The sequence below is a fragment of the Pseudomonas sp. XWY-1 genome, from assembly GCF_002953115.1.
GTDB classification, from domain to species: domain Bacteria; phylum Pseudomonadota; class Gammaproteobacteria; order Pseudomonadales; family Pseudomonadaceae; genus Aquipseudomonas; species Aquipseudomonas alloputida.
In genome coordinates this window covers 4,630,414-4,653,561 of sequence record NZ_CP026332.1, presented here as the reverse complement: position 1 = coordinate 4,653,561, position 23,148 = coordinate 4,630,414, and the positions used below count along the sequence as shown (strand labels likewise).

At 62.3% G+C, this 23,148-nt stretch carries 20 protein-coding genes; 13 read left to right on the top strand and 7 right to left on the bottom strand.

Annotation, left to right across the window (positions count from 1 at the left end; translation table 11 throughout):
• The first annotated feature begins 117 nt into the window (after window positions 1-117).
• Window positions 118-927, top strand: a complete 810-nt coding sequence (gene tcdA, locus PRJ_RS21730; RefSeq protein WP_003252264.1) for a tRNA cyclic N6-threonylcarbamoyladenosine(37) synthase TcdA — start codon at window positions 118-120, stop codon at window positions 925-927.
• 108 nt (window positions 928-1,035) lie between these two features.
• On the opposite strand, the gene PRJ_RS21725 is transcribed toward tcdA, so the two are convergent.
• The 4 genes from PRJ_RS21725 to PRJ_RS21710 all read right to left on the bottom strand — a co-directional run bounded on the left by PRJ_RS21725 (window position 1,036) and on the right by PRJ_RS21710 (window position 4,143).
• Window positions 1,036-1,446, bottom strand: coding sequence for a SufE family protein (locus tag PRJ_RS21725; protein WP_003252266.1), 411 nt, complete (start codon window positions 1,444-1,446; stop codon window positions 1,036-1,038).
• A complete protein-coding gene (locus PRJ_RS21720) occupies window positions 1,443-2,648 on the bottom strand; it encodes a cysteine desulfurase (RefSeq protein ID WP_104962437.1) in 1,206 nt (401 codons plus the stop codon). Before PRJ_RS21720 ends, PRJ_RS21725 begins: the two co-directional genes overlap by 4 nt.
• A gap of 81 nt (window positions 2,649-2,729) precedes the next feature.
• A complete protein-coding gene (gene dapD / locus PRJ_RS21715; protein WP_019437665.1) occupies window positions 2,730-3,764 on the bottom strand; it encodes a 2,3,4,5-tetrahydropyridine-2,6-dicarboxylate N-succinyltransferase in 1,035 nt (344 codons plus the stop codon).
• A 31-nt stretch (window positions 3,765-3,795) separates the two neighbouring features.
• Window positions 3,796-4,143, bottom strand: a complete 348-nt coding sequence (locus PRJ_RS21710; protein WP_003252272.1) for an ArsC family reductase — start codon at window positions 4,141-4,143, stop codon at window positions 3,796-3,798.
• A gap of 629 nt (window positions 4,144-4,772) precedes the next feature.
• Here PRJ_RS21710 and PRJ_RS21700 point away from each other — a divergent pair.
• A complete protein-coding gene (locus PRJ_RS21700; protein ID WP_020190561.1) occupies window positions 4,773-6,419 on the top strand; it encodes a Na+/H+ antiporter in 1,647 nt (548 codons plus the stop codon).
• Between the two features lie 103 nt (window positions 6,420-6,522).
• Here the strand turns inward: PRJ_RS21700 and dapC are convergent, their stop codons facing one another.
• Genes dapC through map form a run of 3 tightly spaced genes read right to left on the bottom strand, consistent with a single transcriptional unit; the run spans window position 6,523 to window position 11,276 of the window.
• Window positions 6,523-7,719, bottom strand: a complete 1,197-nt coding sequence (gene dapC / locus PRJ_RS21695; RefSeq protein ID WP_010952672.1) for a succinyldiaminopimelate transaminase — start codon at window positions 7,717-7,719, stop codon at window positions 6,523-6,525.
• A gap of 30 nt (window positions 7,720-7,749) precedes the next feature.
• On the bottom strand, window positions 7,750-10,452 hold the full coding sequence (locus PRJ_RS21690; RefSeq protein WP_010952673.1) for a [protein-PII] uridylyltransferase: 2,703 nt from the start codon (window positions 10,450-10,452) through the stop codon (window positions 7,750-7,752).
• Window positions 10,453-10,493: 41 nt separating this feature from the next.
• Window positions 10,494-11,276, bottom strand: coding sequence for a type I methionyl aminopeptidase (map, locus tag PRJ_RS21685; protein ID WP_003252286.1), 783 nt, complete (start codon window positions 11,274-11,276; stop codon window positions 10,494-10,496).
• 345 nt (window positions 11,277-11,621) lie between these two features.
• On the opposite strand from map, the gene rpsB reads away from it, so the two are divergent.
• From rpsB to lpxD, 11 genes are all read left to right on the top strand, one after another.
• On the top strand, window positions 11,622-12,359 hold the full coding sequence (rpsB, locus tag PRJ_RS21680) for a 30S ribosomal protein S2 (RefSeq protein ID WP_003252287.1): 738 nt from the start codon (window positions 11,622-11,624) through the stop codon (window positions 12,357-12,359).
• Window positions 12,360-12,544: 185 nt separating this feature from the next.
• Complete coding sequence (gene tsf / locus PRJ_RS21675) at window positions 12,545-13,408, top strand: translation elongation factor Ts (protein ID WP_010952674.1); 864 nt, start codon at window positions 12,545-12,547, stop codon at window positions 13,406-13,408.
• Window positions 13,409-13,589: 181 nt separating this feature from the next.
• Window positions 13,590-14,333, top strand: a complete 744-nt coding sequence (pyrH, locus tag PRJ_RS21670; protein WP_003252294.1) for a UMP kinase — start codon at window positions 13,590-13,592, stop codon at window positions 14,331-14,333.
• Entirely contained in the window at window positions 14,330-14,887 is a 558-nt protein-coding gene (gene frr / locus PRJ_RS21665) for a ribosome recycling factor (RefSeq protein ID WP_003252296.1), read from the top strand. The genes pyrH and frr overlap by 4 nt, the downstream gene beginning before the upstream one ends.
• Window positions 14,888-14,902: 15 nt before the next feature.
• Entirely contained in the window at window positions 14,903-15,658 is a 756-nt protein-coding gene (uppS, locus tag PRJ_RS21660; RefSeq protein ID WP_010952675.1) for a polyprenyl diphosphate synthase, read from the top strand.
• A complete protein-coding gene (locus PRJ_RS21655; protein WP_003252301.1) occupies window positions 15,658-16,473 on the top strand; it encodes a phosphatidate cytidylyltransferase in 816 nt (271 codons plus the stop codon). Before uppS ends, PRJ_RS21655 begins: the two co-directional genes overlap by 1 nt.
• Window positions 16,470-17,660 carry a 1-deoxy-D-xylulose-5-phosphate reductoisomerase gene (ispC, locus tag PRJ_RS21650; protein ID WP_049587431.1) on the top strand — a complete coding sequence of 397 codons (1,191 nt, stop codon included), beginning with the start codon at window positions 16,470-16,472 and terminating at the stop codon, window positions 17,658-17,660. Before PRJ_RS21655 ends, ispC begins: the two co-directional genes overlap by 4 nt.
• 71 nt (window positions 17,661-17,731) lie before the next feature.
• Window positions 17,732-19,084, top strand: a complete 1,353-nt coding sequence (gene rseP, locus PRJ_RS21645) for an RIP metalloprotease RseP (protein ID WP_104962913.1) — start codon at window positions 17,732-17,734, stop codon at window positions 19,082-19,084.
• Window positions 19,085-19,157: 73 nt separating this feature from the next.
• The gene (bamA, locus tag PRJ_RS21640; protein WP_003252308.1) at window positions 19,158-21,518 is read left to right on the top strand and encodes an outer membrane protein assembly factor BamA; all 2,361 of its coding nucleotides are present in this window, start codon (window positions 19,158-19,160) and stop codon (window positions 21,516-21,518) included.
• A 44-nt stretch (window positions 21,519-21,562) separates the two neighbouring features.
• On the top strand, window positions 21,563-22,066 hold the full coding sequence (locus PRJ_RS21635) for an OmpH family outer membrane protein (protein WP_003252311.1): 504 nt from the start codon (window positions 21,563-21,565) through the stop codon (window positions 22,064-22,066).
• 1 nt (window position 22,067) lies between these two features.
• Window positions 22,068-23,123, top strand: a complete 1,056-nt coding sequence (gene lpxD, locus PRJ_RS21630; protein WP_020190323.1) for a UDP-3-O-(3-hydroxymyristoyl)glucosamine N-acyltransferase — start codon at window positions 22,068-22,070, stop codon at window positions 23,121-23,123.
• Window positions 23,124-23,148: the final 25 nt, after the last annotated feature.

The window sequence follows — 23,148 nt, the reverse complement described above, 5'->3', positions numbered from 1 at the left end:
TCGTCCATTCATGTCGAAGTGATAGGACATTAAAGCAGGGTTGGCAGTCTCTTTCCTAACGATGCAGGCCAAGGGTCCACTGGCATATAATGCGCGCCGGTTTTTTGGGGTATGAACATGAGCACAGAAGATCCACGCTTTGCCGGCGTTGCCCGGCTGTATGGCGACCAGGGGCTGCAACGTCTGGGCCAGGCCCATGTGGCTGTGGTCGGTATTGGCGGGGTGGGCTCGTGGGTGGCCGAAGCACTGGCACGCAGCGGCGTGGGCGAGATTACCCTGTTCGACCTGGACGATGTCTGCGTCAGTAACACCAACCGCCAGGCCCATGCGCTGGAAGGGCAGGTGGGGCGGCCCAAGGTCGAGGTCATGGCCGAGCGCCTGCGGGCGATCAACCCGGGGTGCACGGTGCATGCGGTGGCCGACTTCGTCACCCGCGAGACCATGGCCGAGTACATCACCGAGCACCTCGACTGCGTGATCGACTGCATCGACAGCGTCATGGCCAAGGCGGCGTTGATCGCCTGGTGTCGGCGGCGCAAGATTGCCATTGTCACTACCGGTGGCGCGGGCGGGCAGATCGACCCGACGCAGATCCAGATCGCCGACCTGAACAAGACCTTCAACGACCCGTTGGCTTCGCGGGTGCGTTCCACCCTGCGCCGCGACTACAACTTCTCGCGGAATGTCAGCCGCAACTATGGCGTGCCGTGCGTGTTCTCCAGTGAACAGCTGCGTTACCCCAAGGGCGATGGCAGCGTCTGCCTGCAGAAAAGCTTCGTGGGTGAGGGCGTGCGGCTGGACTGCTCGGGTGGCTTTGGTGCAGTGATGATGGTGACCGCGACCTTTGGCATGGTAGCGGCGAGCAAGGCGATAGAAAAACTGGTGGCTGGAGCGCGCCGGCCGTCGGAACGGGTCAAGCCTGAATAGACCGTGTGGGCATCCTCGCGGGCCCGCCCGCTACAGGTGTTGCATCTCTCTCAAGCATGATGCCGTACCTGTGGGAGCGGGCAGGCCCGCGAAGAAACCAGCGCCGATTCAGCGGTTGGACGCCAACTCCGCCATCCGCTGCAACACCGCATGCAGCCCATTGCTGCGCGACGGCGACAGTTGGCGTTCCAGCCCGAGCTGGGTAAACCACTCGCGCAGATCAATCCCGGCCAGCTCCTCACTGGCCAGTCCCTGCACCCGTACCAGCAACAGCGCCAGCAGCCCACGCAACAAGCGGGCATCGCTGCTGGCCTTGAACCGCCACACGCCCTCGATCTGCTCGGCCACCAGCCACACCAGGCTCTCGCAGCCATGCACCCGGTTGGCCTCGGTCTTTTCGGCGTCTGCCAGCGGCTCCAGGCGGTCACCCCACTGCATCAGCAGCCGCGCACGCTGTTCCCAGCCTTTGCCCTGTTGAAACGCTTCCAGCGCTTGGTGCGCCTGTTCCGGCAGGCTCATCGCAACAGCTCCAGGCCTTGGTCCAGCGCGTCGAAGAAACGCTGCACGTCATCGCTGTCGTTGTACAAACCCAGCGATACCCGTATCGCGCCTTCCAGCCCCAGCCCCTTCAGCAGTGGCATGGCGCAGTGGTGACCGGCACGTACGGCAATGCCCTGTTCAGTCAGCAGGTGAGCGATATCGGCGTTGTGCACGCCCTCGATGACGAAACTGGCCAGGGCCGTCTGCGGTGCGCCCAACACCCGCACGCCCTCGCGGTCGCCCAGGCCACGCAGCAGGTGCTGGTGCAGGCTGGCTTCATGCGCTGCGACCGCATGGGCATCGAGGCTGGCCAGATAGTCCAGTGTCGCACCCAGGCCGATCACCCCGGCAATCGGCGGCGTACCCGCTTCGAAGCCCAGGGGCGCGGGACGGAAGCTGGCGCTGTGGTACTCGGCCAGCTGCACCATCTCGCCACCGAACTGCCAGTGGCGCAACAGCTCCAGGGCCTGGGCGCGGCCATAGAGCACGCCGACGCCGTCCGGACCGTACAGCTTGTGGCTGGAAAACACATAGAAGTCGCAGCCCAGCTGCTGCATGTCCTGGCGACCATGCACCACGCCCTGGGCACCATCGACCACCGTCAGCGCGCCTTGGGCGCGGGCATGGGCCAGCAGCGCTGGCAGCGGTTGCCAGGTACCCAGCACGTTGGACAGCTGGCTGATGGCGAGCACTCGGGTGCGCGGGCCGATCAGTTGCAGTGCCTGGTCCTGGTCGATACGACCAAGGGCGTCCAGTGGCAACACCACCAGGCGCAGGTTGCGCCGGTGCGCCAGCTGTTGCCAGGGCAGCAGGTTGGCATGGTGCTCCAGGGCACTGATGGCAATTTCGTCACCGGCTTCGAGGCGGTGCTCCAGGCCATAGGCCAGCAGGTTCAGTGCCGAGGTGGCGCCGTGGGTGAACACGATCTGCCGCGAGTCTGCGGCATTGAGCCAGGCGGCGACCTTGTCGCGGCTGGTTTCGAAGGCCTGGGTCGCCAGCGCACCTGGCAAATGCTGGGCACGGTGCACGTTGGCCGCGCCATGGCCGTAGTAATGGCTCAGGGCATCGAGCAAGGCTTGCGGCTTCTGGGTGGTGGCGGCGCTGTCCAGATAGGTCTGGTGCTGCCGTTGCAGGGCGGCGATGGCGGGGAAGTCGGCACGCCAGGGAGAGGGCTGGAACATGTTTGCGAGGCCTGGAATGAAAATCGGGTCTGGTGCATTGGCGCCAGACCCGATCTTAACACCTCAAACCCGGCAGGGTTCTCAGTTGTGAGCGTGCAGCGCTTCGTTCAGCTCGATGGCCGACTTGTGGGTCTTGCATTCTACCGCGCCGTTCAGCGAGTTGCGGCGGAACAGCAGGTCGGTCTGGCCGGCCAGGTCGCGGGCCTTGACCACTTTGACCAGTTCGTTGTTCTCGTCCAGCAGGTTCACCTTGGTGCCCGCGGTGATGTACAGTCCGGCTTCGACGGTGTTGCGGTCGCCCAGCGGAATACCGATACCGGCGTTGGCGCCGATCAGGCAGCCCTCGCCGACTTTGATGACGATGTTGCCGCCACCGGACAGGGTGCCCATGGTCGAGCAGCCGCCGCCCAGGTCCGAGCCCTTGCCGACGAATACGCCAGCGGAAACGCGGCCTTCGATCATGCCCGGGCCTTCGGTACCCGCGTTAAAGTTGACGAAGCCTTCGTGCATGATGGTGGTGCCTTCGCCAATGTAGGCGCCCAGGCGCACACGGGCGGTGTCGGCGATACGCACGCCGGCCGGGACCACGTAATCGGTCATTTTCGGGAACTTGTCCACCGAGAACACTTCCAGCAGCTCGCCCTTCAGGCGTGCTTCCAGTTGCAGTTCGGCCAGCTCGCCCAGGTCGACCGCGCCCTGGTTGGTCCAGGCCACGTTCGGCAGCAGCGGGAAGATGCCGGCCAGGCTTACGCCATGCGGCTTGACCAGACGGTGCGACAGCAGGTGCAGCTTGAGGTAGGCCTCTGGAGTCGAGCTCAGGGCAGCGTCTTCGGCCAGCAGGGTGGCGACCAGCGGCTTGTGGCTCTCTGCCAGACGGGTCAGCAGGGCGGCCTGCGCGGCGTCCACGCCCTTCACGGCTTCGGCCAGTTGTGCGGCCTGGGCGTTGCTGAAGGCGATGGCCTGGTTGCCACCTTCGTAACCGAGAACAGGGGCGACTGCAGCAACCAGTTCGGCGCTCGGATTGAGCAGTGGTTGTGCGTAGAACACTTCCAGCCAGGCGCCCTGGCGGTTCTGGGAGCCGACACCGAAGGCCAGGCTGAACAGGGTATTGGACATGTGATTACCTCGTGCGAAATAGGGTAGGGGCTCAGGCCAGGGCAGCGGCGTACAGGTCGGGCTTGAAGCCAACCAGGGTACGCGCGCCAAGGTCGAGCACCGGGCGTTTGATCATCGACGGCTGGGCCAGCATCAGCTCGACGGCCTTGGCCTGGTCGAGGTCTGCCTTGCTGGCGTCGTCCAGCTTGCGGAAGGTGGTGCCGGCACGGTTGAGGATGACTTCCCAGCCGTGTTCGTCGCACCAGCGGTTCAGGCTGTCACGGTCGATGCCTTGGGTTTTGTAATCGTGGAATTCGTAGGCGATGGCTTTGTCTTCGAGCCAGGTACGCGCCTTTTTCATGGTGTCACAGGCTTTGATGCCGTAGAGCGTGTAGGTCATTGTGTACATTGGGGATACAGGTTGCCCCAATCTCTCCGTTTTTCGATGTCAGTCGCGCGATTATGCGGGAACGAGGCAGGGAGCGCCACGGGTGTGCAAGTCTTGGGTTTTGATGGGGCGTGGTTAGGTCTGCCTTGAGTCTTGCAGCGCCTTTGAGATCGAGCGCCGTCCCGGCTTAAGAGATTCAGCGCCTTTGAGATCGAGCGCCGCCCGCGCGGCGCTTCGCGGGTAAACCCGCTCCTACGTTTGTTTCGGGCCAGTTATGCCTGTGGCATTTGCGCGCGAACGCCTTGGCGCACGCCTCGATATCGCGTCGTACAAACAAGGCGGTCGCGCGGGTCTGGCACAGGCGATACTGGCCCGAAACAAACGTAGGAGCGGGTTTACCCGCGAAGCGCCGCGCGGGCGGCGCTCGATCTCACAGGCGCTGAATGTCTTAAGCCGGGAAACTGGCGGCGCTTGATCTCAAAGGCGCTGCATCAAACCTACGTATCATCATGTTACATATTCCCCCGTCACCTGCGACTATCGTGCAGCGGCCCCGAACCGTCGGTCGCCGCTAACATATTGTTCCAATGGCGATGTTTCGCCTTGCTATCGTTTCTGGTTCACAAAGGAAGCTTTCCCGGATGCAGTCCGCCTACACCGTTCTCATCCTGCTGACGCTGGTCAGCCTGTCGAAGCTGGTCGGCCGTGTGATCCCACTGCCATTGCCGCTGGTACAGATTGCCGCCGGTGCCTTGCTGGCGTGGCCGACGCTGGGCCTGCATGTAGCCCTTGACCCCGAACTGTTCCTGTTCCTGTTTCTGCCTCCGCTGCTGTTCGCCGACGGCTGGCGCATCCCCAAGCGTGAGTTATGGCGCATTCGTGGCCCGGTAGTGGCGCTGGCCGTGGGGCTGGTGTTGTTCACCGTGGTCGGTGCCGGTTATTTCATCCACTGGTTGCTGCCGAGCATCCCGTTGCCGGTGGCCTTCGCCCTGGCCGCAGTGCTTTCGCCGACCGACGCCGTGGCCGTTTCGGCCATTGCCCAGGACCGCCTGCCCACTCCCCTGATGCACATGCTGCAGGGCGAGGCGCTGATGAACGACGCGTCGGGCCTGGTAACCTTCAAGTTCGCCTTGGCGGCGGCGATCACCGGGGTGTTTTCGTTGGCTGACGCCAGCTTCAGCTTTGTGTTGGTCGCACTGGGCGGCCTTGCGGTGGGTGTGGTACTGAGCTGGTTGATCGGTCGCCTGCGCATGTGGATGATCACCCGGGGCTGGGACGATCCAGCTACCCATGTGGTGTTCATGTTGCTGCTGCCGTTCGCAGCCTACGTGCTGGCCGAGCGCCTGGGCGTTTCGGGTATTCTCTCGGCGGTCGCGGCCGGCATGATGCAGAGCTGGCTCGACCTGCTGCCGCGTCAGACCAGTACCCGCCTGCTCAATCGCAGTGTCTGGTCGTTGCTGGAGTTTGCCTTCAATGGCCTGATCTTCCTGTTGTTGGGCTTGCAGTTGCCAGACATCATCAAGGCTGTGGTCAGCCACGAAGCGACCCTCTGGCCGACATTGGCCTACCGCTGCCTGGACGTGGTGGCGATCTTTGCCGCACTGATTCTGTTGCGGTTCATCTGGGTCCAGAGTATCTGGCGCTCGATCGGTGTGGTACGTCGCTGGCGCGGCAAGCCGGCACTGGTGCTGATGCCTACGGCGCGTTCCTGCTGGTTGCTGACCTTGGGTGGTGTGCGCGGCGCTGTCACCCTGGCGGGTGTCATGTCGATCCCGTTGCTGATAGGGGCTGGTACAGCTTTCCCGGAGCGTGACCTGCTTATCTTCATTGCTGCGGGGGTAATTCTGCTGTCGTTGATCAGTGCCTGCCTTGCCCTGCCGCTGTTACTGCGCGGGGTGACCAAGAGCCCGGACGAGCGCTTGCACCAGGAAGTGCAGGAAGCCTGGCGGCGCACAGCCGAGGCGGCGATTCATGCCTTGGAGGCAGAAGAGGTGATCGACAGCAACGCACCGCAGGATGCTGCGCAGGCAACTTTGGCGACCGAGCTGAAGGCACGCTTGATGGCTGAATACCGGGATGAGCTGGAAAGCTACGACGACAGTGCCGAAGCCAAGGCTCTGGCCGCACAGATGGACTTGCTGGAGCGGCGTTTACGCTTGCGTGCCCTGAGGGCGCAGCGGCTGGAGCTGTACAACCTGCATCGTCAGCACCTGGTGGGCGATGAGGTGGTGCGGCAAGTACTGGGTGAGCTGGATATGAGTGAGGCGAACCTGGGTTCAGTCAAGTAGACCCTATCAAGGCCCTTCGCGGGCGCGCCCGCTCCCAGGTACTGCGCTGCGCTTGAAATCAGCGCAGTACCTGTGGGAGCGGGCGTGCCCGCGAAGGGGTTGATCAGCGGTTTTGCAGGAAGGCGCGAATGCGCTCCGCCGCTTCGATGCATTCGGCCAGCGGTGCAACCAGTGCCATGCGCACGCGCCCGGCACCCGGGTTCACCCCATCCACTTCACGCGACAGGTACGACCCCGGTACCACGGTCACATGCTGGGCTTCGAACAGGTCGCGGGTGAACTCGGCATCGTCGCCCGGTACCTTGGCCCACAGGTAGAAACTGCCGTCCGGGCGCTGCACGTCCAGTACCGGCTGCAGAATATCCAGCACGGCATCGTACTTGGCCCGGTATTGGTCGCGGTTCTCGCGTACATGCGCCTCGTCCTGCCAGGCGGCGATGCTGGCCAGCTGGGTTTGCACTGGCATCGCGCAGCCGTGGTAGGTGCGGTACAGCAGAAACGGCTTGATGATCTGGGCATCGCCCGCGACGAAGCCCGAGCGCAGCCCTGGCAGGTTGGAGCGCTTGGACAGGCTGTGGAACACCACGCAGCGCGCAAAATCGCTACGGCCAAGCTCGGCGCATGCCGACAGCAGGCCTGGCGGTGGCGCATCCTCGTCGAAGTACAGCTCGCTGTAGCACTCGTCGGCGGCGATCACGAAGTCGTGTTCGTCAGCCAGGGCAATCAGCTTCTTCAGGGTGTTCATCGGCACCAGCGCACCGGTAGGGTTGCCCGGCGAGCACAGGAACAGGATCTGGCAACGCTTCCACACCTCGGCCGGTACGGCGTCGAAGTCCGGGTTGAAACCGTTGTTTTCCAGGCACGGTAGGTAGTGCGGGGTGGCACCGGCCAGCAGCGCTGCGCCTTCGTAGATCTGGTAGAACGGGTTGGGGCTGATCACCAGGCCGTCATCGGCGCGGTTGACCACGGCCTGGGTGAAGGCGAACAGCGCTTCACGGGTGCCGTTGACCGGGAGGATGTGGCGGTCGGCGTCCAGCCAGCCGGCGGGCACGCCAAAGCGTCGTTCGCACCACTGGCCGATGGCCTGGCGCAGGGCTGGCAAACCAAGGGTGCTGGGGTAAACCGCCAGCTTGTCGAGGTTGTCGGCCATGGCCTGGGCGACGAACGCCGGCGATTCGTGCTTCGGCTCACCAATCGACAGGGCGATGGCGCGTTTGTCCGCCGCAGGCTTCACGCTGCCCAGCAGGGCGCGAAGCTTTTCGAACGGATAGGGCTGAAGCTGGGTCAAGGCATGGTTCATCGGCGCAAGGTCTCGTCAATCGTCTAATCGTTAAAAGGTCACGCGGGTCTGGCTGGTGTCGCTACCTTGGCCGGCCTGCAGTTGCTGCACGATGGCTTCCTGCAGGCGGCTGCACAGCTGCGGGTCTGACAGCGGCTGGTTGTCGGCATCGGTAATGAAGAACACGTCTTCTACCCGCTCGCCGAGGGTGGCGATCTTGGCGTTTTGCAGTGACAGGTCGAACTCCAGGAAGATCCGCCCCAGCCGGGCCAGCAGGCCCGGGCGGTCTGGTGCGGTGATTTCGAGGATGGTCACCGGCCGCTGGGCATCGTTGAGGATGGTCACTTGCGGCGGGAAGTCGAAGTGCTTGAGCTGGCGCGGTACCCGGCGCTGGATGATGGTCGGGTAGTCCTCGGGGTTGCGCAGCGCTTCGGTCAGGCCATCGCGAATCTGCTTGACCCGCTGCGGGTTGTCGCCGATCGAGCCACCGTCGTTGTCCAGCACAATGTAGGTGTCGAGGGTGAACTGGCTGCTCGACGTGATGATCCGTGCGTCGTGGATGTTCAGGTTCAACTGCGACATGGCCGCCACCGTCACGGCGAAGAAATCGTGCTGGTCGGGGGCATAGATGAAGATCTGCGTACCGCCTTCGAACTCGCGTTGGGTGGTTTCCTTGATCAGCACCAGCGGCCCGCCATCGGCCGGTTGCTGCAAGATCGCATCCGTGTGCCAGGCGACGTCGGCGGCGGTGTGCTTGAGGAAATAGTCATCGCCCAGTTGCGCCCATAGCTGCTCGACGTCGTCCGGGTCGGTGCCCTCGCGCACCAGGATGTCCAGCGCTGACGACTGGGTCTGGCGAATCTGCTCTTCGCGGTCCAGCGGGTTTTCCAGGCCGCGGCGCAGGGCACGCTTGGTCTCGGTGTACAGCTGGCGCAGCAGGCTGGCCCGCCACGAGTTCCAAAGGCTCGGGTTGGTGGCGTTGATGTCGGCCACGGTCAGTACGTACAGGTAGTCAAGGCGCGTCTCGTCGCCCACGTGCAGGGCAAAGTCGTTGATCACCTGCGGGTCGGACAAGTCCTTGCGCTGAGCGGTGGTCGACATCACCAGGTGGTTCTGCACCAGCCAGACGATCAGGCGGCTGTCCCAGGCCGGCAACTGGTGCCGTTCGCAGAACTTCTGTGCGTCCACTGCACCGATTTCCGAGTGGTCGCCCTGGCGACCCTTGCCGATGTCGTGGTACAGCCCGGCCAGGTAGATCAGCTCGGGTTTGGGCAGGCGCCCCATGAGCTTGCTGGCCAGCGGGAATTTCTCGGACACCGGCGTGTATTGCAGCTTGCGCAGGTGCTTGATGAGGTTGAGGGTATGCGCATCGACCGTATAGATGTGGAACAGGTCATGCTGCATCTGCCCGACGATCAGGCCGAACTCTGGCAGGTAACGGCCAAGAATGCCGTAGCGGTTCATCCGGCGCAGGTTGCGGTGGATGCCGATTTCGCACTTGAACAGCTCGATGAACAGGCTGGTATTGCGGATATCGGTGCGGAACGTGTCGTCGATCAGGTGGCGGTGTTCGCGCAGCAGGCGCACGGTATCGGCACGCACGCCCTTGATCTCGGGGTGTTGGGCCATCAGCACGAAGATTTCCAGCATGGCGAATGGCGTGCGTTTGAACACGTTCGGGTGGGTGGCCTCGATATAGCCGTCATGCAGGCGGAACCGCGCATTCAGCGGCTGGGTGCTGCCACTTTCCTCATCGGCGAGGATAACCTCTTCGAAGTGCTGGATGATCAGGTCGCACAGCTGACTGATGCTCATCACCACCCGGTAGTACTGCTGCATGAACTGTTCGATCGCCCGCTTGGGGTTTTCATCGCTGTAGCCCAGCAGCGTGGCGATGCTGCGCTGGTGGTCGAACAGCAGGCGGTCTTCGGCGCGTCCGGCCAGCATGTGCAGGGCGTAACGGACTTTCCAGAGGAAGTCCTGGGACGAAGCCAGCAGTTCATTCTCGCTTTCCAGCAAGAAGCCTTCGCCGGCCAGTGCGTGCAGGTTGAGCGTTCCGTACTGGCGGCGGGCCACCCACAGGACCGTCTGGATGTCACGCAGGCCACCTGGCGAACCCTTGACGTTGGGTTCGAGGTTGTACTCGGTGTCGTTGTACTTGTGGTGGCGGGCCTTGAGTTCGGCGCGCTTGGCCAGGAAGAACTCCTTGCTCGGCCACATGTGCGCGGTGCTGGTGACTTCCAGCATGCGCTGGCGCAAGGCCTCGGGACCGGCGATGGTGCGACTTTCCATCAGGTTGGTGATCACCGTCAGGTCGGCGCGGGCCTGTTCGGCGCACTCGTCGACGGTGCGCACGCTCTGGCCGACTTCCAGGCCAATGTCCCACAGCAAGGTCAGAAAGCGCTCGATGGCGTCGCGGTACTGCTCGTGCTCGGCAGCGCCCAGCAGAATCAGCAGGTCGATGTCCGAGTGCGGGTGCAGTTCACCGCGCCCGTAGCCGCCCACCGCAACCAGGGCAATGCCGCTCTGGTCGCCCCAGTCGAACTGGTTCCACGCCTGTTGCAGGATATTGTCGACGAGCCAGGCGCGGGCCTCGATCAGCGGACGGATGTCGCTGCCGGCGCGAAAACGTTTGTCGAGCACCTCGCCGGCCAGGCGGATGGCTTTCTTGAAGGCGGCGATGGGGCTCGCCTTGAGGGCCAGTTCCGCCTGGAACTGGCCACGGTCGAACAGCTCGGGGTCCACCTGGGGCATCGCGTCACGTTCCTGTCGTGGGGTGGCCTGTCGGGGTGCGGTCAGGCCGAAGTGCGCGGGATGGTGTCGTCCTTGCGCAGGGTGAAGATCTCGTAGCCAGTGGCGGTCACCACCAAAGTGTGTTCCCACTGGGCCGAGAGCTTGCGGTCCTTGGTGATGGCGGTCCAGCCGTCGCCCAGCACCTTGGTGTCGGCCTTGCCCTGGTTGATCATCGGCTCGATGGTGAAGGTCATGCCTTCCTTCAGCTCCATGCCCGTGCCAGCGCGGCCATAGTGGAGGATCTGCGGCTCTTCGTGGAACACCTTGCCGATGCCATGACCGCAGAACTCGCGTACCACCGAGAAACCGTTCTTTTCCGCGTGCTTCTGGATCACTTCACCGATGTCGCCCAGGCGGCAGCCCGGCTTGACCAGCTCGATGGCCTTGTACATGCATTCCTGGGTGACCTTGGACAGGCGCTCGGCCCAGACCGGCACGTTACCGACGTGGAACATGCGGCTGGTATCGCCGTGGTAGCCGTCCTTGATCACGGTGACGTCGATATTGAGCGTGTCACCGTCCTTGAGCGGCTTGTCGTTGGGGATGCCGTGGCAGACCACATGGTTGATCGAGGTGCAGATCGACTTCGGGTAGCCCTTGTAGTTGAGCGGTGCCGGGATGGCCTGCTGAACGTTGACGATATAATCGTGGCACAGGCGGTCGAGCTCTTCGGTGGTGACACCGGGCTTGACGTGTTCTTCGATCATTTCCAGCACTTCGGCGGCCAGGCGGCCAGCGATGCGCATCTTCTCGATGTCTTCTGCGGTCTTGATGGTGACGGTCATTACAGGCTCTCTACGGCGCCGTGCCGGCGCGAACAAACGGGAAAGGCCGGATTCTAGCAGAGCAGGGCGCCGATCGGTCGGGATAAAGGCGGCCATGCTGTTGTCTACAGCTGGCATTCTGGCGCGAAAGCCGGGGTGCTGCAAAAAGTGCTGACAGACGCAACAGTATCCGGGTTCCGTTCGCTCGCGGTCTGTGGTATAAAATGCGCCGCTTTCGGGGACGACCCCGTCAGCACTTAACCCACACACGTGTCGACACGATGACCTGGGTGCCCCGAGTTGCAGAATTCGCGGGTTGGTCATTGGGATACGTGGAGGCCCAACCCGACTTATCAAGGAACTATCATGTCCCAAGTCAACATGCGCGATATGCTGAAGGCCGGTGTGCACTTCGGCCACCAGACCCGTTACTGGAACCCGAAAATGGGCAAGTACATTTTCGGCGCGCGTAACAAGATCCACATCGTCAACCTGGAAAAAACCCTGCCAATGTTCAACGACGCTCTGTCGTTCGTAGAACGCCTGGCCCAGGGCAAGAACAAGATCCTGTTCGTCGGCACCAAGCGTTCCGCCGGCAAGATCGTCGCCGAGCAAGCCGCTCGTTGCGGTTCGCCGTACGTTGACCACCGTTGGTTGGGCGGCATGCTGACCAACTACAAGACCATCCGCGCTTCGATCAAGCGTCTGCGCGACCTGGAAACCCAGGCCGAAGACGGCACTTTCGCCAAGCTGACCAAGAAAGAAGCCCTGATGCGCTCCCGCGACCTGGAAAAACTGGATCGCAGCCTGGGTGGCATCAAGGACATGGGCGGTCTGCCAGACGCTCTGTTCGTTATCGACGTTGATCACGAGCGCATCGCGATCACCGAAGCCAACAAACTGGGTATCCCGGTCATCGGCGTTGTCGATACCAACAGCAGCCCGGAAGGTGTTGACTACATCATCCCAGGTAACGATGACGCCATTCGCGCTATCGAGCTGTACATGACTTCGATGGCTGACGCAGTCATCCGCGGCCGCAACAACGTTGCCGGCGGCACCGAAGTTTACGCTGAAGAAGCGGCTGCACCTGCTGCTGAGTAATAGGCGCTAGCGTCTACTTGGCACGCAAAAAGGGGGCTTTGCCCCCTTTTTGCCACCTTGAAATCCTGCTGTCAGCATCGGCCCCGCATCATGGGCCTGCTGAAATGAAAACAGCGGATTTGCAGAATTGAACGCCCGTGATTGACGGGTGGAATGGTTGAAAAACTTTCCAAGAGGATTTTGAAATGGCAGCAATTACTGCAGCGCTGGTAAAAGAACTGCGCGAGCGTACCGGCGAAGGCATGATGGATTGCAAAAAGGCCCTGGAAAAGGCCGGCGGCGACATCGAGAAAGCCATTGACGACATGCGTGCCTCGGGCGCCATCAAGGCCGCCAAAAAGGCTGGCAACGTCGCTGCTGAAGGCGCTATCGCCGTCAAGACCGACGGTACATCCGCCGTCCTGCTGGAAGTGAACTCGCAGACCGACTTCCTGGCCCTGCAAGACGACTTCAAGAACTTCGTGGCCGAAAGCCTCGAAGAAGCCTTCGCCCAGAAGCTGACCGACGCCGCTCCGCTGATCGCCTCGCGTGAAGCTGCTCGTGAAGCCCTGGTTGCCAAGTGCGGCGAGAACGTCAACATCCGTCGCCTGGTGCGCGTTGAGGGTGACGTTGTCGGTGCCTACCTGCACGGCAACAAGATCGGCGCTGTCGTCGTTCTGAAAGGCGGTGACGTGGAGCTGGCGAAGAACATCGCCATGCACGTTGCAGCTTCGAACCCTGAGTTCCTGGATTCGTCGGAAATCTCCGCCGAGGCCATCGAGCGCGAGAAGAATGTCTTCCTGCAGCTGAACGCCGACAAGATCGCCGGCAAGCCGGAAAACATCGTTGAGAACATGATCAACGGTCGTATCACCAAGTTCAAGGCCGAAGCCTCGCTGAAAGAGCAAGCCTTCGTCATGAACCCGGAAATCAAGGTTGGCGAGCTGGCCAAGAAAGCCGGTGCTGAAATCGTTTCCTTCACCTACTTCAAAGTAGGCGAAGGCATCGAGAAGCCAGTCGACGACTTCGCTGCTGAAGTTGCCGCTCAGGTCGCTGCTGCCAAGCAGTAAGACAGCCCCGTCTGTCGCCCCAAAGAGGCTGCCCGCTCACGCGCGCAGCCTCTTTGTCAAAACGGGGAGGGGTTTATACGACTCCCTCTTCGCTGGCACCGAAGCGGTGCCACGCTACAGTTAGCAGGCTGCAAACAGCCCGCACGAATTTTCTAAAAGTACGCCGCAGGAGAGACTCGCAATGGCTCAGCAGGTGAGTGGTCGCCAACCTCGCTATAAACGCATTTTGCTCAAACTTAGCGGCGAGGCCCTGATGGGCTCGGAAGACTTCGGGATCGACCCGAAAGTGCTGGATCGCATGGCGCTTGAAGTTGGCCAGCTGGTAGGGATCGGTGTCCAGGTCGGCCTGGTGATCGGTGGTGGCAACCTGTTCCGCGGCGCCGCGCTCAGCGCAGCCGGCATGGACCGCGTCACGGGTGACCACATGGGGATGCTGGCTACCGTGATGAACGGCCTGGCCATGCGCGATGCGCTGGAACGCTCGAACATCCCGGCCCTGGTCATGTCGGCCATTTCCATGGTGGGTGTCACCGATCATTACGATCGCCGCAAAGCTATTCGTCACCTCAACTCCGGGGATGTGGTAATTTTCTCCGCCGGTACCGGCAACCCGTTCTTCACCACCGACTCCGCGGCCTGCCTGCGCGCCATCGAAATCGATGCTGACGTGGTGCTGAAGGCGACCAAGGTCGATGGCGTGTACACTGCCGATCCATTCAAGGACCCGCATGCCGAGAAATTCGATCACCTGACCTACGATGAGGTTCTGGATCGCAAGCTGGGTGTGATGGACCTGACCGCAATCTGCCTGTGCCGTGACCACAAGATGCCATTGCGGGTATTCAACATGAACAAGCCTGGCGCCCTGCTGAACATCGTGGTGGGTGGCGCTGAAGGCACACTGATCGAGGAAGGCCAAGCATGATCAACGACATCAAGAAAGACGCGCAGGAGCGCATGGGCAAGTCCATCGAAGCCCTGTCCCGCAACCTGGCTGCAATCCGCACCGGTCGCGCTCACCCAAGCATCCTGGACAGCGTCAAGGTTACCGCCTGGGGTAGCGAAATGCCGCTGAACCAGGTCGCCGCGATCACCGTCGAAGATGCCCGCACCCTGAAGATCGTCGCTCACGACAAGAACCTCAGCGCTGCCATCGAAAAGGCCATCCTCACCTCCGATCTGGGCCTTAACCCGTCCAGCGCCGGTACCACCATCCGTGTGCCGATGCCGGCCCTGACCGAGGAAACCCGCAAGGGCTACACCAAGCAGGCCAGCGGTGTTGCCGAGGATGCCAAGGTAGCCGTGCGCAACGTGCGCCGCGACGCCCTGGCTGACCTGAAAAAGCTGACCAAGGACAAGGAAATCAGCGAAGACGAAGAGCGTCGCGCCGCGGACGAGATCCAGAAGCTGACCGACAAGTTCGTCGCCGAAGTGGATGCTGCCTTCAAAGCCAAGGAAAAGGACCTGATGGCCGTCTAAGGCCGGGGTTTTTTAATGGAAAAGACCAAGCCAGCGGCGCCGTCCTCGGTGCCGCGTCATGTCGCGATCATCATGGATGGCAACAACCGCTGGGCGAAAAAACGCCTGCTGCCCGGCGTGGCCGGGCACAAGGCGGGTGTGGATGCCGTTCGCGCGGTCATCGAAGTCTGTGCCAAGTCAGGGGTCGAGGTACTGACCCTGTTCGCCTTCTCCAGCGAGAACTGGCAGCGCCCTGCCGAAGAGGTCGGTGCGCTGATGGAGCTGTTCTTCTCGGCGCTGCGCCGTGAGGCCAAGCGCCTTGACGAGAACAATATCAGCCTGCGCATCATCGGCGACCGTTCGCGTTTCCATCCTGAGCTGCAGGCCGCCATGCGCGAGGCCGAGGCAGTGACCGCTGGCAACAACCGCTTCATTCTGCAGATAGCAGCCAACTACGGTGGCCAGTGGGACATCGCCCAGGCTGCCCAGCGGCTGGCGCGGGAAGTGCAAGCCGGGCACCTGCGCCCGGAAGACATCACGCCGGGCCTGCTGCAGACCTGTCTGGCAACCGGCGACCTGCCGCTACCGGACCTGTGCATTCGCACCGGTGGCGAGCACCGCATCAGCAATTTCCTGTTGTGGCAGCTGGCCTATGCCGAGTTGTATTTCTCCGACCTCTACTGGCCGGACTTCAAACACGAGGCCATGCGCAATGCCCTGGCCGATTTCGCTTCGCGCCAGCGCCGCTTCGGTAAGACCAGCGAGCAGGTCGAGGCTGGAGCTCGTGCTTAATGCTTAAACAACGCATCATTACTGCGCTGATCCTGCTGCCGGTCGCGCTGGGTGGTTTCTTCCTGCTCAATGGCGGGGATTTCGCCCTGTTCATCGGCTTCGTAGTGACCCTCGGTGCCTGGGAGTGGGCACGCCTTGCCGGGCTGATGGCCCAGCCGCTGCGCATTGCCTATGCAGCGGTGGTCGCGGGGGCGCTGATGCTGCTGTACATCCTTCCGGAACTGGCGCCCTGGGTACTGGGCGCTGCGGTGATCTGGTGGGGGCTGGCCACCTGGCTGGTGCTTACCTACCCGCGCAGCAGCGACCTGTGGGCCAGTGCTGCCTGTCGGTTGCTGATCGGCCTGCTGGTGTTGCTGCCGGCCTGGCAAGGGTTGGTGCTGCTCAAGCACTGGCCCCTGGGCAACTGGCTGATCCTGTCCGTCATGGTGCTGGTGTGGGCCGCGGACATCGGTGCGTACTTCTCTGGCCGGGCATTCGGCAAGCGCAAGCTGGCTCCGCAGGTCAGTCCGGGCAAGAGCTGGGAAGGCGTGTACGGTGGCCTGGCGGTCAGCCTGTTGATTACCCTGGGTGTCGGCATCAGCCGCGACTGGGGCTTTGGTCAGATCCTGCTGGGCCTGTTGGGCGCTGCGTTGCTGGTGATGTCCTCGGTGGTCGGTGACCTGACCGAGAGCATGTTCAAGCGTCGCTCCGGTATCAAGGACAGCAGCAATCTGTTGCCCGGGCATGGGGGTGTGCTCGATCGCATTGACAGCCTGACTGCGGCAATCCCGATCTTCGCCGTCCTGTTGTGGGCTGCCGAATGGGGTGTGATGTGAGTCGCCCGCAGCGTATTACCGTACTCGGGGCCACCGGCTCCATTGGCCTGAGCACGCTGGATGTGATTGCGCGTCATCCTGACCGTTATCAAGCGTTTGCCCTCACTGGCTATTCGCGCATCGACGAGCTGTTGGCCTTATGTGTGCGTCATCGCCCGGCATTCGCTGTGGTGCCGAGCACTGAGGCGGCGGTGAGGTTGCGTGCGAGTCTGGCTGCGGCCGGTTGCACCACCGAGGTACTGGAAGGTGAGGCCGGGCTTTGCCAGGTGGCGTCGGCCGCTGAAGTGGATGCAGTGATGGCAGCCATTGTCGGTGCTGCCGGCCTGCGCCCCACGCTGGCGGCGGTCGAGGCAGGCAAGAAGGTGTTGCTGGCCAACAAGGAAGCACTTGTGATGTCCGGCGCACTGTTCATGGAGGCGGTGCGGCAAAAGGGTGCCGTGCTGCTGCCGATCGACAGCGAACACAACGCTATCTTCCAGTGCATGCCAGGCGACTACGCCCGTGGCCTGAGTGCTGTCGGTGTGCGCCGGATCCTGCTTACCGCGTCCGGCGGGCCGTTCCGCGAAACGCCGGTCGAGGCGCTGCTGGACGTGACTCCGGAGCAAGCCTGTGCGCACCCCAACTGGTCCATGGGGCGCAAGATCTCCGTGGATTCGGCCAGCATGATGAACAAAGGCCTCGAGTTGATCGAAGCCTGCTGGTTGTTCGATGCCGTGCCGTCCAAGGTTGAGGTGGTGGTGCACCCGCAGAGCGTGATCCACTCGCTGGTCGACTACGTGGACGGTTCGGTACTCGCGCAGTTGGGCAACCCGGACATGCGTACGCCAATCGCCAACGCGTTGGCCTGGCCGGAACGGATCGATTCCGGGGTTGCCCCTCTGGACCTGTTCGCCATCGCCCGTCTGGATTTCCAGGCGCCCGACGAACAACGCTTCCCTTGCCTGCGCCTTGCGCGGCAGGCTGCCGAGGCCGGCAACAGCGCGCCTGCCGTGCTCAATGCGGCCAACGAAGTCGCGGTCCAGGCATTTCTTGAACGGCGCATCCGCTTCCCGGAGATCGCGGGTATGATCGAACAGGTACTCGACCAGGAACCCGTCGTACCGCTGCCGTCGCTGGATGCGGTATTTGCCGCCGATCAGCGTGCCCGGGAGCTTTCCCGTGAGTGGCTGAGGCGTCACGGCCGCTGATGCAGGCCCGCCAAGGTTCGTGAGGGGGCTGGGCAGGATGCCGGCCCGCTGAACATCATTCGGAGATGGACATGACAGCGCTCTACATGATTATCGGCACCCTCGTGGCTCTGGGTGTGCTGGTCACTTTCCACGAATTCGGTCACTTCTGGGTGGCGCGCCGCTGCGGCGTCAAGGTGCTGCGTTTCTCGGTGGGTTTCGGCACGCCGCTGCTGCGGTGGCATGACCGCCACGGCACCGAGTTCGTTGTTGCGGCCATTCCTCTGGGTGGCTACGTCAAGATGCTCGACGAGCGCGAAGGCGATGTGCCGCCAGCGCTGGCCGGGCAGTCGTTCAACCGCAAGTCGGTGCGCCAGCGTATTGCGATTGTCGCGGCAGGCCCGATCGCCAATTTTCTGCTGGCTATCCTGTTTTTCTGGGTGCTGGCGATGCTGGGTACCCAGCAAGTCCGCCCGGTTATCGGCGCGGTCGACAGTGGCAGCCTGGCAGCATCTGCAGGGCTGACCGCGGGTCAGGAAATTGTTTCTGTAGATGGCAAGCCGACCAACGGTTGGTCGGCGGTCAATTTGCAGCTGGTTCGTCGTCTGGGCGAGAGCGGTACCTTGCAGATTGGCGTGCGCGATGAGGGCGCCAGCGCCGAGCGCCAGCTGCAGGTCAAGCTGGACAGTTGGCTCAAGGGCGCCGACGAGCCGGACCCGATTCAATCCCTGGGGCTGCGCCCTTGGCGCCCGGCGATCACCCCGGTGCTGGCCGAGATCGATCCGAAGGGGCCGGCTGCCGCTGCGGGCCTGAAAACCGGTGACAAGCTGCTGGCTCTGGATCATGTGGCGGTTACCGAATGGCAGCAGGTAGTCGACCGCGTGCGCGCCCGCCCGGATGCCAAGGTCGTGGTGCGAGTGGAGCGCGACGGCGCTGCCCTGGAGCTGCCGGTGACCTTGGCCCGCAAGGGGGAGGGCAAGGCAGTCGGTGGCTATCTCGGCGCTGGTGTCAAAGGTGGCGAATGGCCTGCCAACATGCTCCGCGAAATCAGCTATGGCCCGCTGGATGCGGTGGGTGAGAGCTTGTCGCGTACCTGGAACATGAGCGTCCTGACCCTTGAATCGCTGAAGAAAATGCTGTTCGGGGAGCTCTCGGTAAAAAACTTGAGTGGACCGATAACCATTGCTAAAGTGGCGGGCGCTTCAGCCCAGTCCGGCGTGGGGGATTTCCTGAATTTCCTGGCCTACCTGAGCATAAGCCTGGGGGTTCTTAACCTGCTGCCCATTCCAGTACTGGACGGGGGGCATTTGCTGTTTTACCTGGTCGAGTGGGCGCGCGGTCGTCCGCTGTCGGATCGGGTGCAAGGTTGGGGGGTTCAGATCGGTATCAGTTTGGTCATAGGGGTGATGTTGCTCGCCCTGATCAACGATCTGGGTCGACTATAAAGCTTCGCTCAATTGCGAACCTGCCGTTCTGTGACGGCAGGTTGTTTATTGCCAGTTGGAATAAAAGGACTTCATGAAACGTCTGCTGCTAACTGCGGTCATGTCCGCACTGATGATCGCTGAAGTTCACGCCGAGTCCTTCACCATCTCCGATATTCGCGTCAACGGCCTGCAGCGGGTTTCCGCTGGCAGTGTGTTCGGTGCCTTGCCACTGAACGTTGGCGACCAGGCTGACGACCGCCGCCTGGTGGACTCGACTCGTTCCCTGTTCAAGACCGGGTTCTTCCAGGACATCCAGTTGAGCCGCGATGGCAATGTGCTGATCATCAACGTGGTCGAGCGCCCGTCGGTGTCGAGCATCGAGATTGAAGGCAACAAGGCGATCAGCACCGAAGACCTGATGAAGGGCCTGAAGCAATCGGGCCTGGCCGAAGGTGAGATCTTCCAGCGTGCCACCCTCGAAGGTGTGCGTAACGAGCTGCAGCGCCAGTACGTGGCCCAGGGGCGCTACTCGGCCGAGGTCGACGCCGAAGTGGTGCCGCAGCCGCGCAACCGTGTGGCCCTGAAGATCAAGATCAACGAAGGCACCGTCGCCGCCATCCAGCACATCAACATCGTTGGCAACAACGTATTCGATGATGAGACCCTGGGGCAGCTGTTCGAGCTGAAGACCACCAACTGGCTGTCGTTCTTCAAGAACGACGACAAGTACGCCCGTGAAAAACTCTCCGGTGACCTGGAGCGCCTGCGTTCCTACTACCTGGACCGCGGCTACATCAACATGGACATCGCCTCCACCCAGGTGTCCATCACGCCGGACAAGAAGCACGTCTACATCACCGTCAATATCAACGAAGGCGAGAAATACACCGTTCGCGACGTGAAGCTGTCCGGTGACCTCAAGGTGCCGGAAGACCAGGTCAAGTCGCTGCTGCTGGTGCAGCCGGGGCAGGTATTCTCGCGCAAGGTGATGACCACCACGTCCGAGCTGATCACCCGTCGCCTGGGTAACGAAGGCTACACCTTCGCCAACGTCAACGGCGTGCCGCAACCCAACGACCAGGACCACACGGTCGACATCATGTTCGTGGTCGACCCGGGCAAGCGTGCCTACGTCAACCGCATCAACTACCGCGGCAACACCAAGACCGAAGACGAAGTGCTGCGTCGCGAAATGCGCCAGATGGAAGGCGGCTGGGCGTCGACCTACCTGATCGACCAGTCCAAGACCCGTCTTGAGCGCCTGGGCTTCTTCAAGGAAGTCAACGTCGAGACCCCGCAGGTGCCTGGCACCGACGACCAGGTCGACGTCAACTACAGCGTCGAAGAGCAGGCCTCCGGCTCGATCACCGCCAGCGTCGGTTTCGCCCAGAGCGCCGGCCTGATCCTGGGTGGTTCGATCAGCCAGAGCAACTTCCTCGGTACCGGTAACAAGGTATCCATCGGCCTGACCCGTTCGGAATACCAGACCCGTTACAACTTCGGTTTCGTTGATCCCTACTTCACCGCCGATGGCGTCAGCCTGGGCTACAACGCCTTCTACCGCAGCACCGATTACGACGACCTCGACGTCGACGTTGCCAGCTATGCGGTGGACAGCTACGGTGCCGGCGTCAGCCTGGGCTACCCGATCAGCGAAACCTCGCGCCTGACCTACGGCCTGAGCGTGCAGCAGGACAAGATCAAGACCGGCAAATACACCGTCGACGAGATCTTCGATTTCCTCGAGCAGGAGGGTGACAACTTCCTGAACTTCAAGGCCTCGATCGGTTGGTCCGAGTCGACCCTGAACAAAGGCGTACTGGCCACCCGTGGTCACTCGCAAAGCCTGACCCTGGAGTCCACCGTTCCGGGCAGCGACCTGTCGTTCTTCAAGCTTGACTACCGTGGCCAGCTGTTCAAGCCGATCACCAGCGACTACACCCTGCGCCTGCATACCGAGCTGGGCTATGGTGATGGTTACGGCAGCACCTCCGGTCTGCCGTTCTACGAGAACTATTTCGCGGGTGGTTTCAACTCCGTCCGTGGCTTCAAGGACAGCAGCCTGGGCCCACGCAGTACCCCGAGCATCGGCGAGGCCGCAGGTGGCAAGCCAGGCACCATCGCCGACCCGGATCAGGATCCGTTGCCGTTTGGTGGTAACGTGCTGGTGCAGGGCGGTGCCGAACTGCTGTTCCCGCTGCCGTTCGTCAAGGACCAGCGTTCACTGCGCACCTCTGTGTTCTGGGACGTGGGTAACGTGTTCGACACCAATTGCGGCAACAAACCTGATTGCGAGAAGGTCGGGTTCTCGGGCATGGCCAGTTCGGTCGGCCTGGGCGTGACCTGGATTACCGCACTGGGCCCGCTGAGCTTCAGCCTGGCAATGCCGGTCAAGAAGCCGGACGATGCCGATACCCAGGTGTTCCAATTCTCTCTGGGCCAGACCTTCTAAGGTCGGCCCTTGCTTAATGACAACGGTTTATCCAGGAGTGCATCGTGCGTAAATTGGCTCAATTGGCCGTAGTGGCCGCGGCGTTGGTAGCCACCCCGGCTTTCGCCGAAATGAAGGTTGCCGTCCTGAACTACCAGATGGCCCTGCTCGAGTCGGATGCCGCCAAGAAGTATGCGGTTGATGCCGAGAAGAAATTCGGTCCGCAACTGACCAAGCTGAAAAGCCTGGAAAGCAGTGCCAAGGGCATCCAGGACCGCCTGATCAAGGGCGGCGACAAGATGCAGCAGCAGGAGCGTGAGCGCCTGGAGCTCGAGTTCAAGCAAAAGGCCCGCGATTTCCAGTTCCAGTCCAAGGAACTGAACGAAGCCAAGGCCGTTGCTGATCGCGACATGCTCAAGCAACTGAAGCCGAAGCTGGATGGTGCTGTCGAGGAAGTGATCAAGAAGGGCGGCTACGACCTGGTCCTCGAGCGTGGTGCGGTCATCGATGTCAAACCTCAGTACGACATCACCCGCCAAGTCATCGAGCGCATGAACCAAGCCCGTTGATATGAGTGTGACCATGACGCTAGGCCAGCTGGCCGAGGTACTCGGAGCTACCCTCAAGGGGCCCGAGGCGCTGCAGATTACCGGGTTGGCCACCTTGCAGGAGGCTGGCCCGACGCAGTTGAGCTTCCTCGCCAACCCGCAGTACCGCAAGTACCTGGATAACAGCCAGGCCGGCGCGGTGCTGCTCAAGGCTGCGGATGCCGAAAGCTTTGCCGGCAATACCCTGATCGTGGCGGACCCGTACCTGGCTTACGCGCGGATTTCCCACCTGTTCGATCCCAAACCCAAGGCTGAGGCGGGAATACATCCCAGCGCCGTGGTGGCGGAAGATGCCCAGGTGGACGCCAGCGCCAGCATCGGGCCGTTCGCGGTCATCGAAAGTGGTGCGCGCATCGGCGCCAACGTCAGCATCGGCGCACACTGCTTCATCGGTGCCCGCAGTGTGGTCGGTGAAGGTGGTTGGCTGGCACCGCGGGTCACGCTGTATCACGACGTGACCATCGGTAAGCGTGTGGTCATCCAGTCGGGTGCCGTGATCGGCGGCGAGGGCTTCGGCTTTGCCAACGAGAAGGGCATCTGGCGCAAGATTGCGCAGATCGGCGGCGTCACCATTGGTGATGACGTGGAGATCGGCGTAAATACTGCTGTTGACCGTGGCGCGCTGTCCGACACCCGGATCGGCGACGGGGTCAAGCTGGATAACCAGATCCAGATCGCTCACAACGTGCAGATCGGTGATCACACTGCCATGGCCGCTTGCGTCGGAATCTCCGGCAGCACGCGCATCGGCAAGCACTGCATGCTGGCCGGGGGTGTGGGGCTGGTTGGGCACATCGATATTTGCGATAACGTTTTCGTTTCCGGAATGACCATGGTTACCCGTTCGATCACTGAACCGGGTTCCTATTCTTCCGGCACTGCCATGCAGCCGCTGGCTGACTGGCGCAAGAGCGCCGCGCGTATCCGCCACCTGGACGACATGGCCAAGCGTCTCCAGCAGCTGGAAAAACGCGTCGATACCGTGACCTCAGGTGGCCTGCCGACATCAGAAGGCTGATACCATTCCCTGAGCAAGAGTGAAC

Coding starts and splice junctions, on each gene's coding strand:
- tcdA (WP_003252264.1), top strand. CDS start 118: ATGAGCACAGAAGATCCACGCTTTGCCGGCGTTGCCCGGCTGTATGGC.
- PRJ_RS21725 (WP_003252266.1), bottom strand. CDS start 1,446: ATGAGCCTGCCGGAACAGGCGCACCAAGCGCTGGAAGCGTTTCAACAG.
- PRJ_RS21720 (WP_104962437.1), bottom strand. CDS start 2,648: ATGTTCCAGCCCTCTCCCTGGCGTGCCGACTTCCCCGCCATCGCCGCC.
- dapD (WP_019437665.1), bottom strand. CDS start 3,764: ATGTCCAATACCCTGTTCAGCCTGGCCTTCGGTGTCGGCTCCCAGAAC.
- PRJ_RS21710 (WP_003252272.1), bottom strand. CDS start 4,143: ATGACCTACACGCTCTACGGCATCAAAGCCTGTGACACCATGAAAAAG.
- PRJ_RS21700 (WP_020190561.1), top strand. CDS start 4,773: ATGCAGTCCGCCTACACCGTTCTCATCCTGCTGACGCTGGTCAGCCTG.
- dapC (WP_010952672.1), bottom strand. CDS start 7,719: ATGAACCATGCCTTGACCCAGCTTCAGCCCTATCCGTTCGAAAAGCTT.
- PRJ_RS21690 (WP_010952673.1), bottom strand. CDS start 10,452: ATGCCCCAGGTGGACCCCGAGCTGTTCGACCGTGGCCAGTTCCAGGCG.
- map (WP_003252286.1), bottom strand. CDS start 11,276: ATGACCGTCACCATCAAGACCGCAGAAGACATCGAGAAGATGCGCATC.
- rpsB (WP_003252287.1), top strand. CDS start 11,622: ATGTCCCAAGTCAACATGCGCGATATGCTGAAGGCCGGTGTGCACTTC.
- tsf (WP_010952674.1), top strand. CDS start 12,545: ATGGCAGCAATTACTGCAGCGCTGGTAAAAGAACTGCGCGAGCGTACC.
- pyrH (WP_003252294.1), top strand. CDS start 13,590: ATGGCTCAGCAGGTGAGTGGTCGCCAACCTCGCTATAAACGCATTTTG.
- frr (WP_003252296.1), top strand. CDS start 14,330: ATGATCAACGACATCAAGAAAGACGCGCAGGAGCGCATGGGCAAGTCC.
- uppS (WP_010952675.1), top strand. CDS start 14,903: ATGGAAAAGACCAAGCCAGCGGCGCCGTCCTCGGTGCCGCGTCATGTC.
- PRJ_RS21655 (WP_003252301.1), top strand. CDS start 15,658: ATGCTTAAACAACGCATCATTACTGCGCTGATCCTGCTGCCGGTCGCG.
- rseP (WP_104962913.1), top strand. CDS start 17,732: ATGACAGCGCTCTACATGATTATCGGCACCCTCGTGGCTCTGGGTGTG.
- bamA (WP_003252308.1), top strand. CDS start 19,158: ATGAAACGTCTGCTGCTAACTGCGGTCATGTCCGCACTGATGATCGCT.
- lpxD (WP_020190323.1), top strand. CDS start 22,068: ATGAGTGTGACCATGACGCTAGGCCAGCTGGCCGAGGTACTCGGAGCT.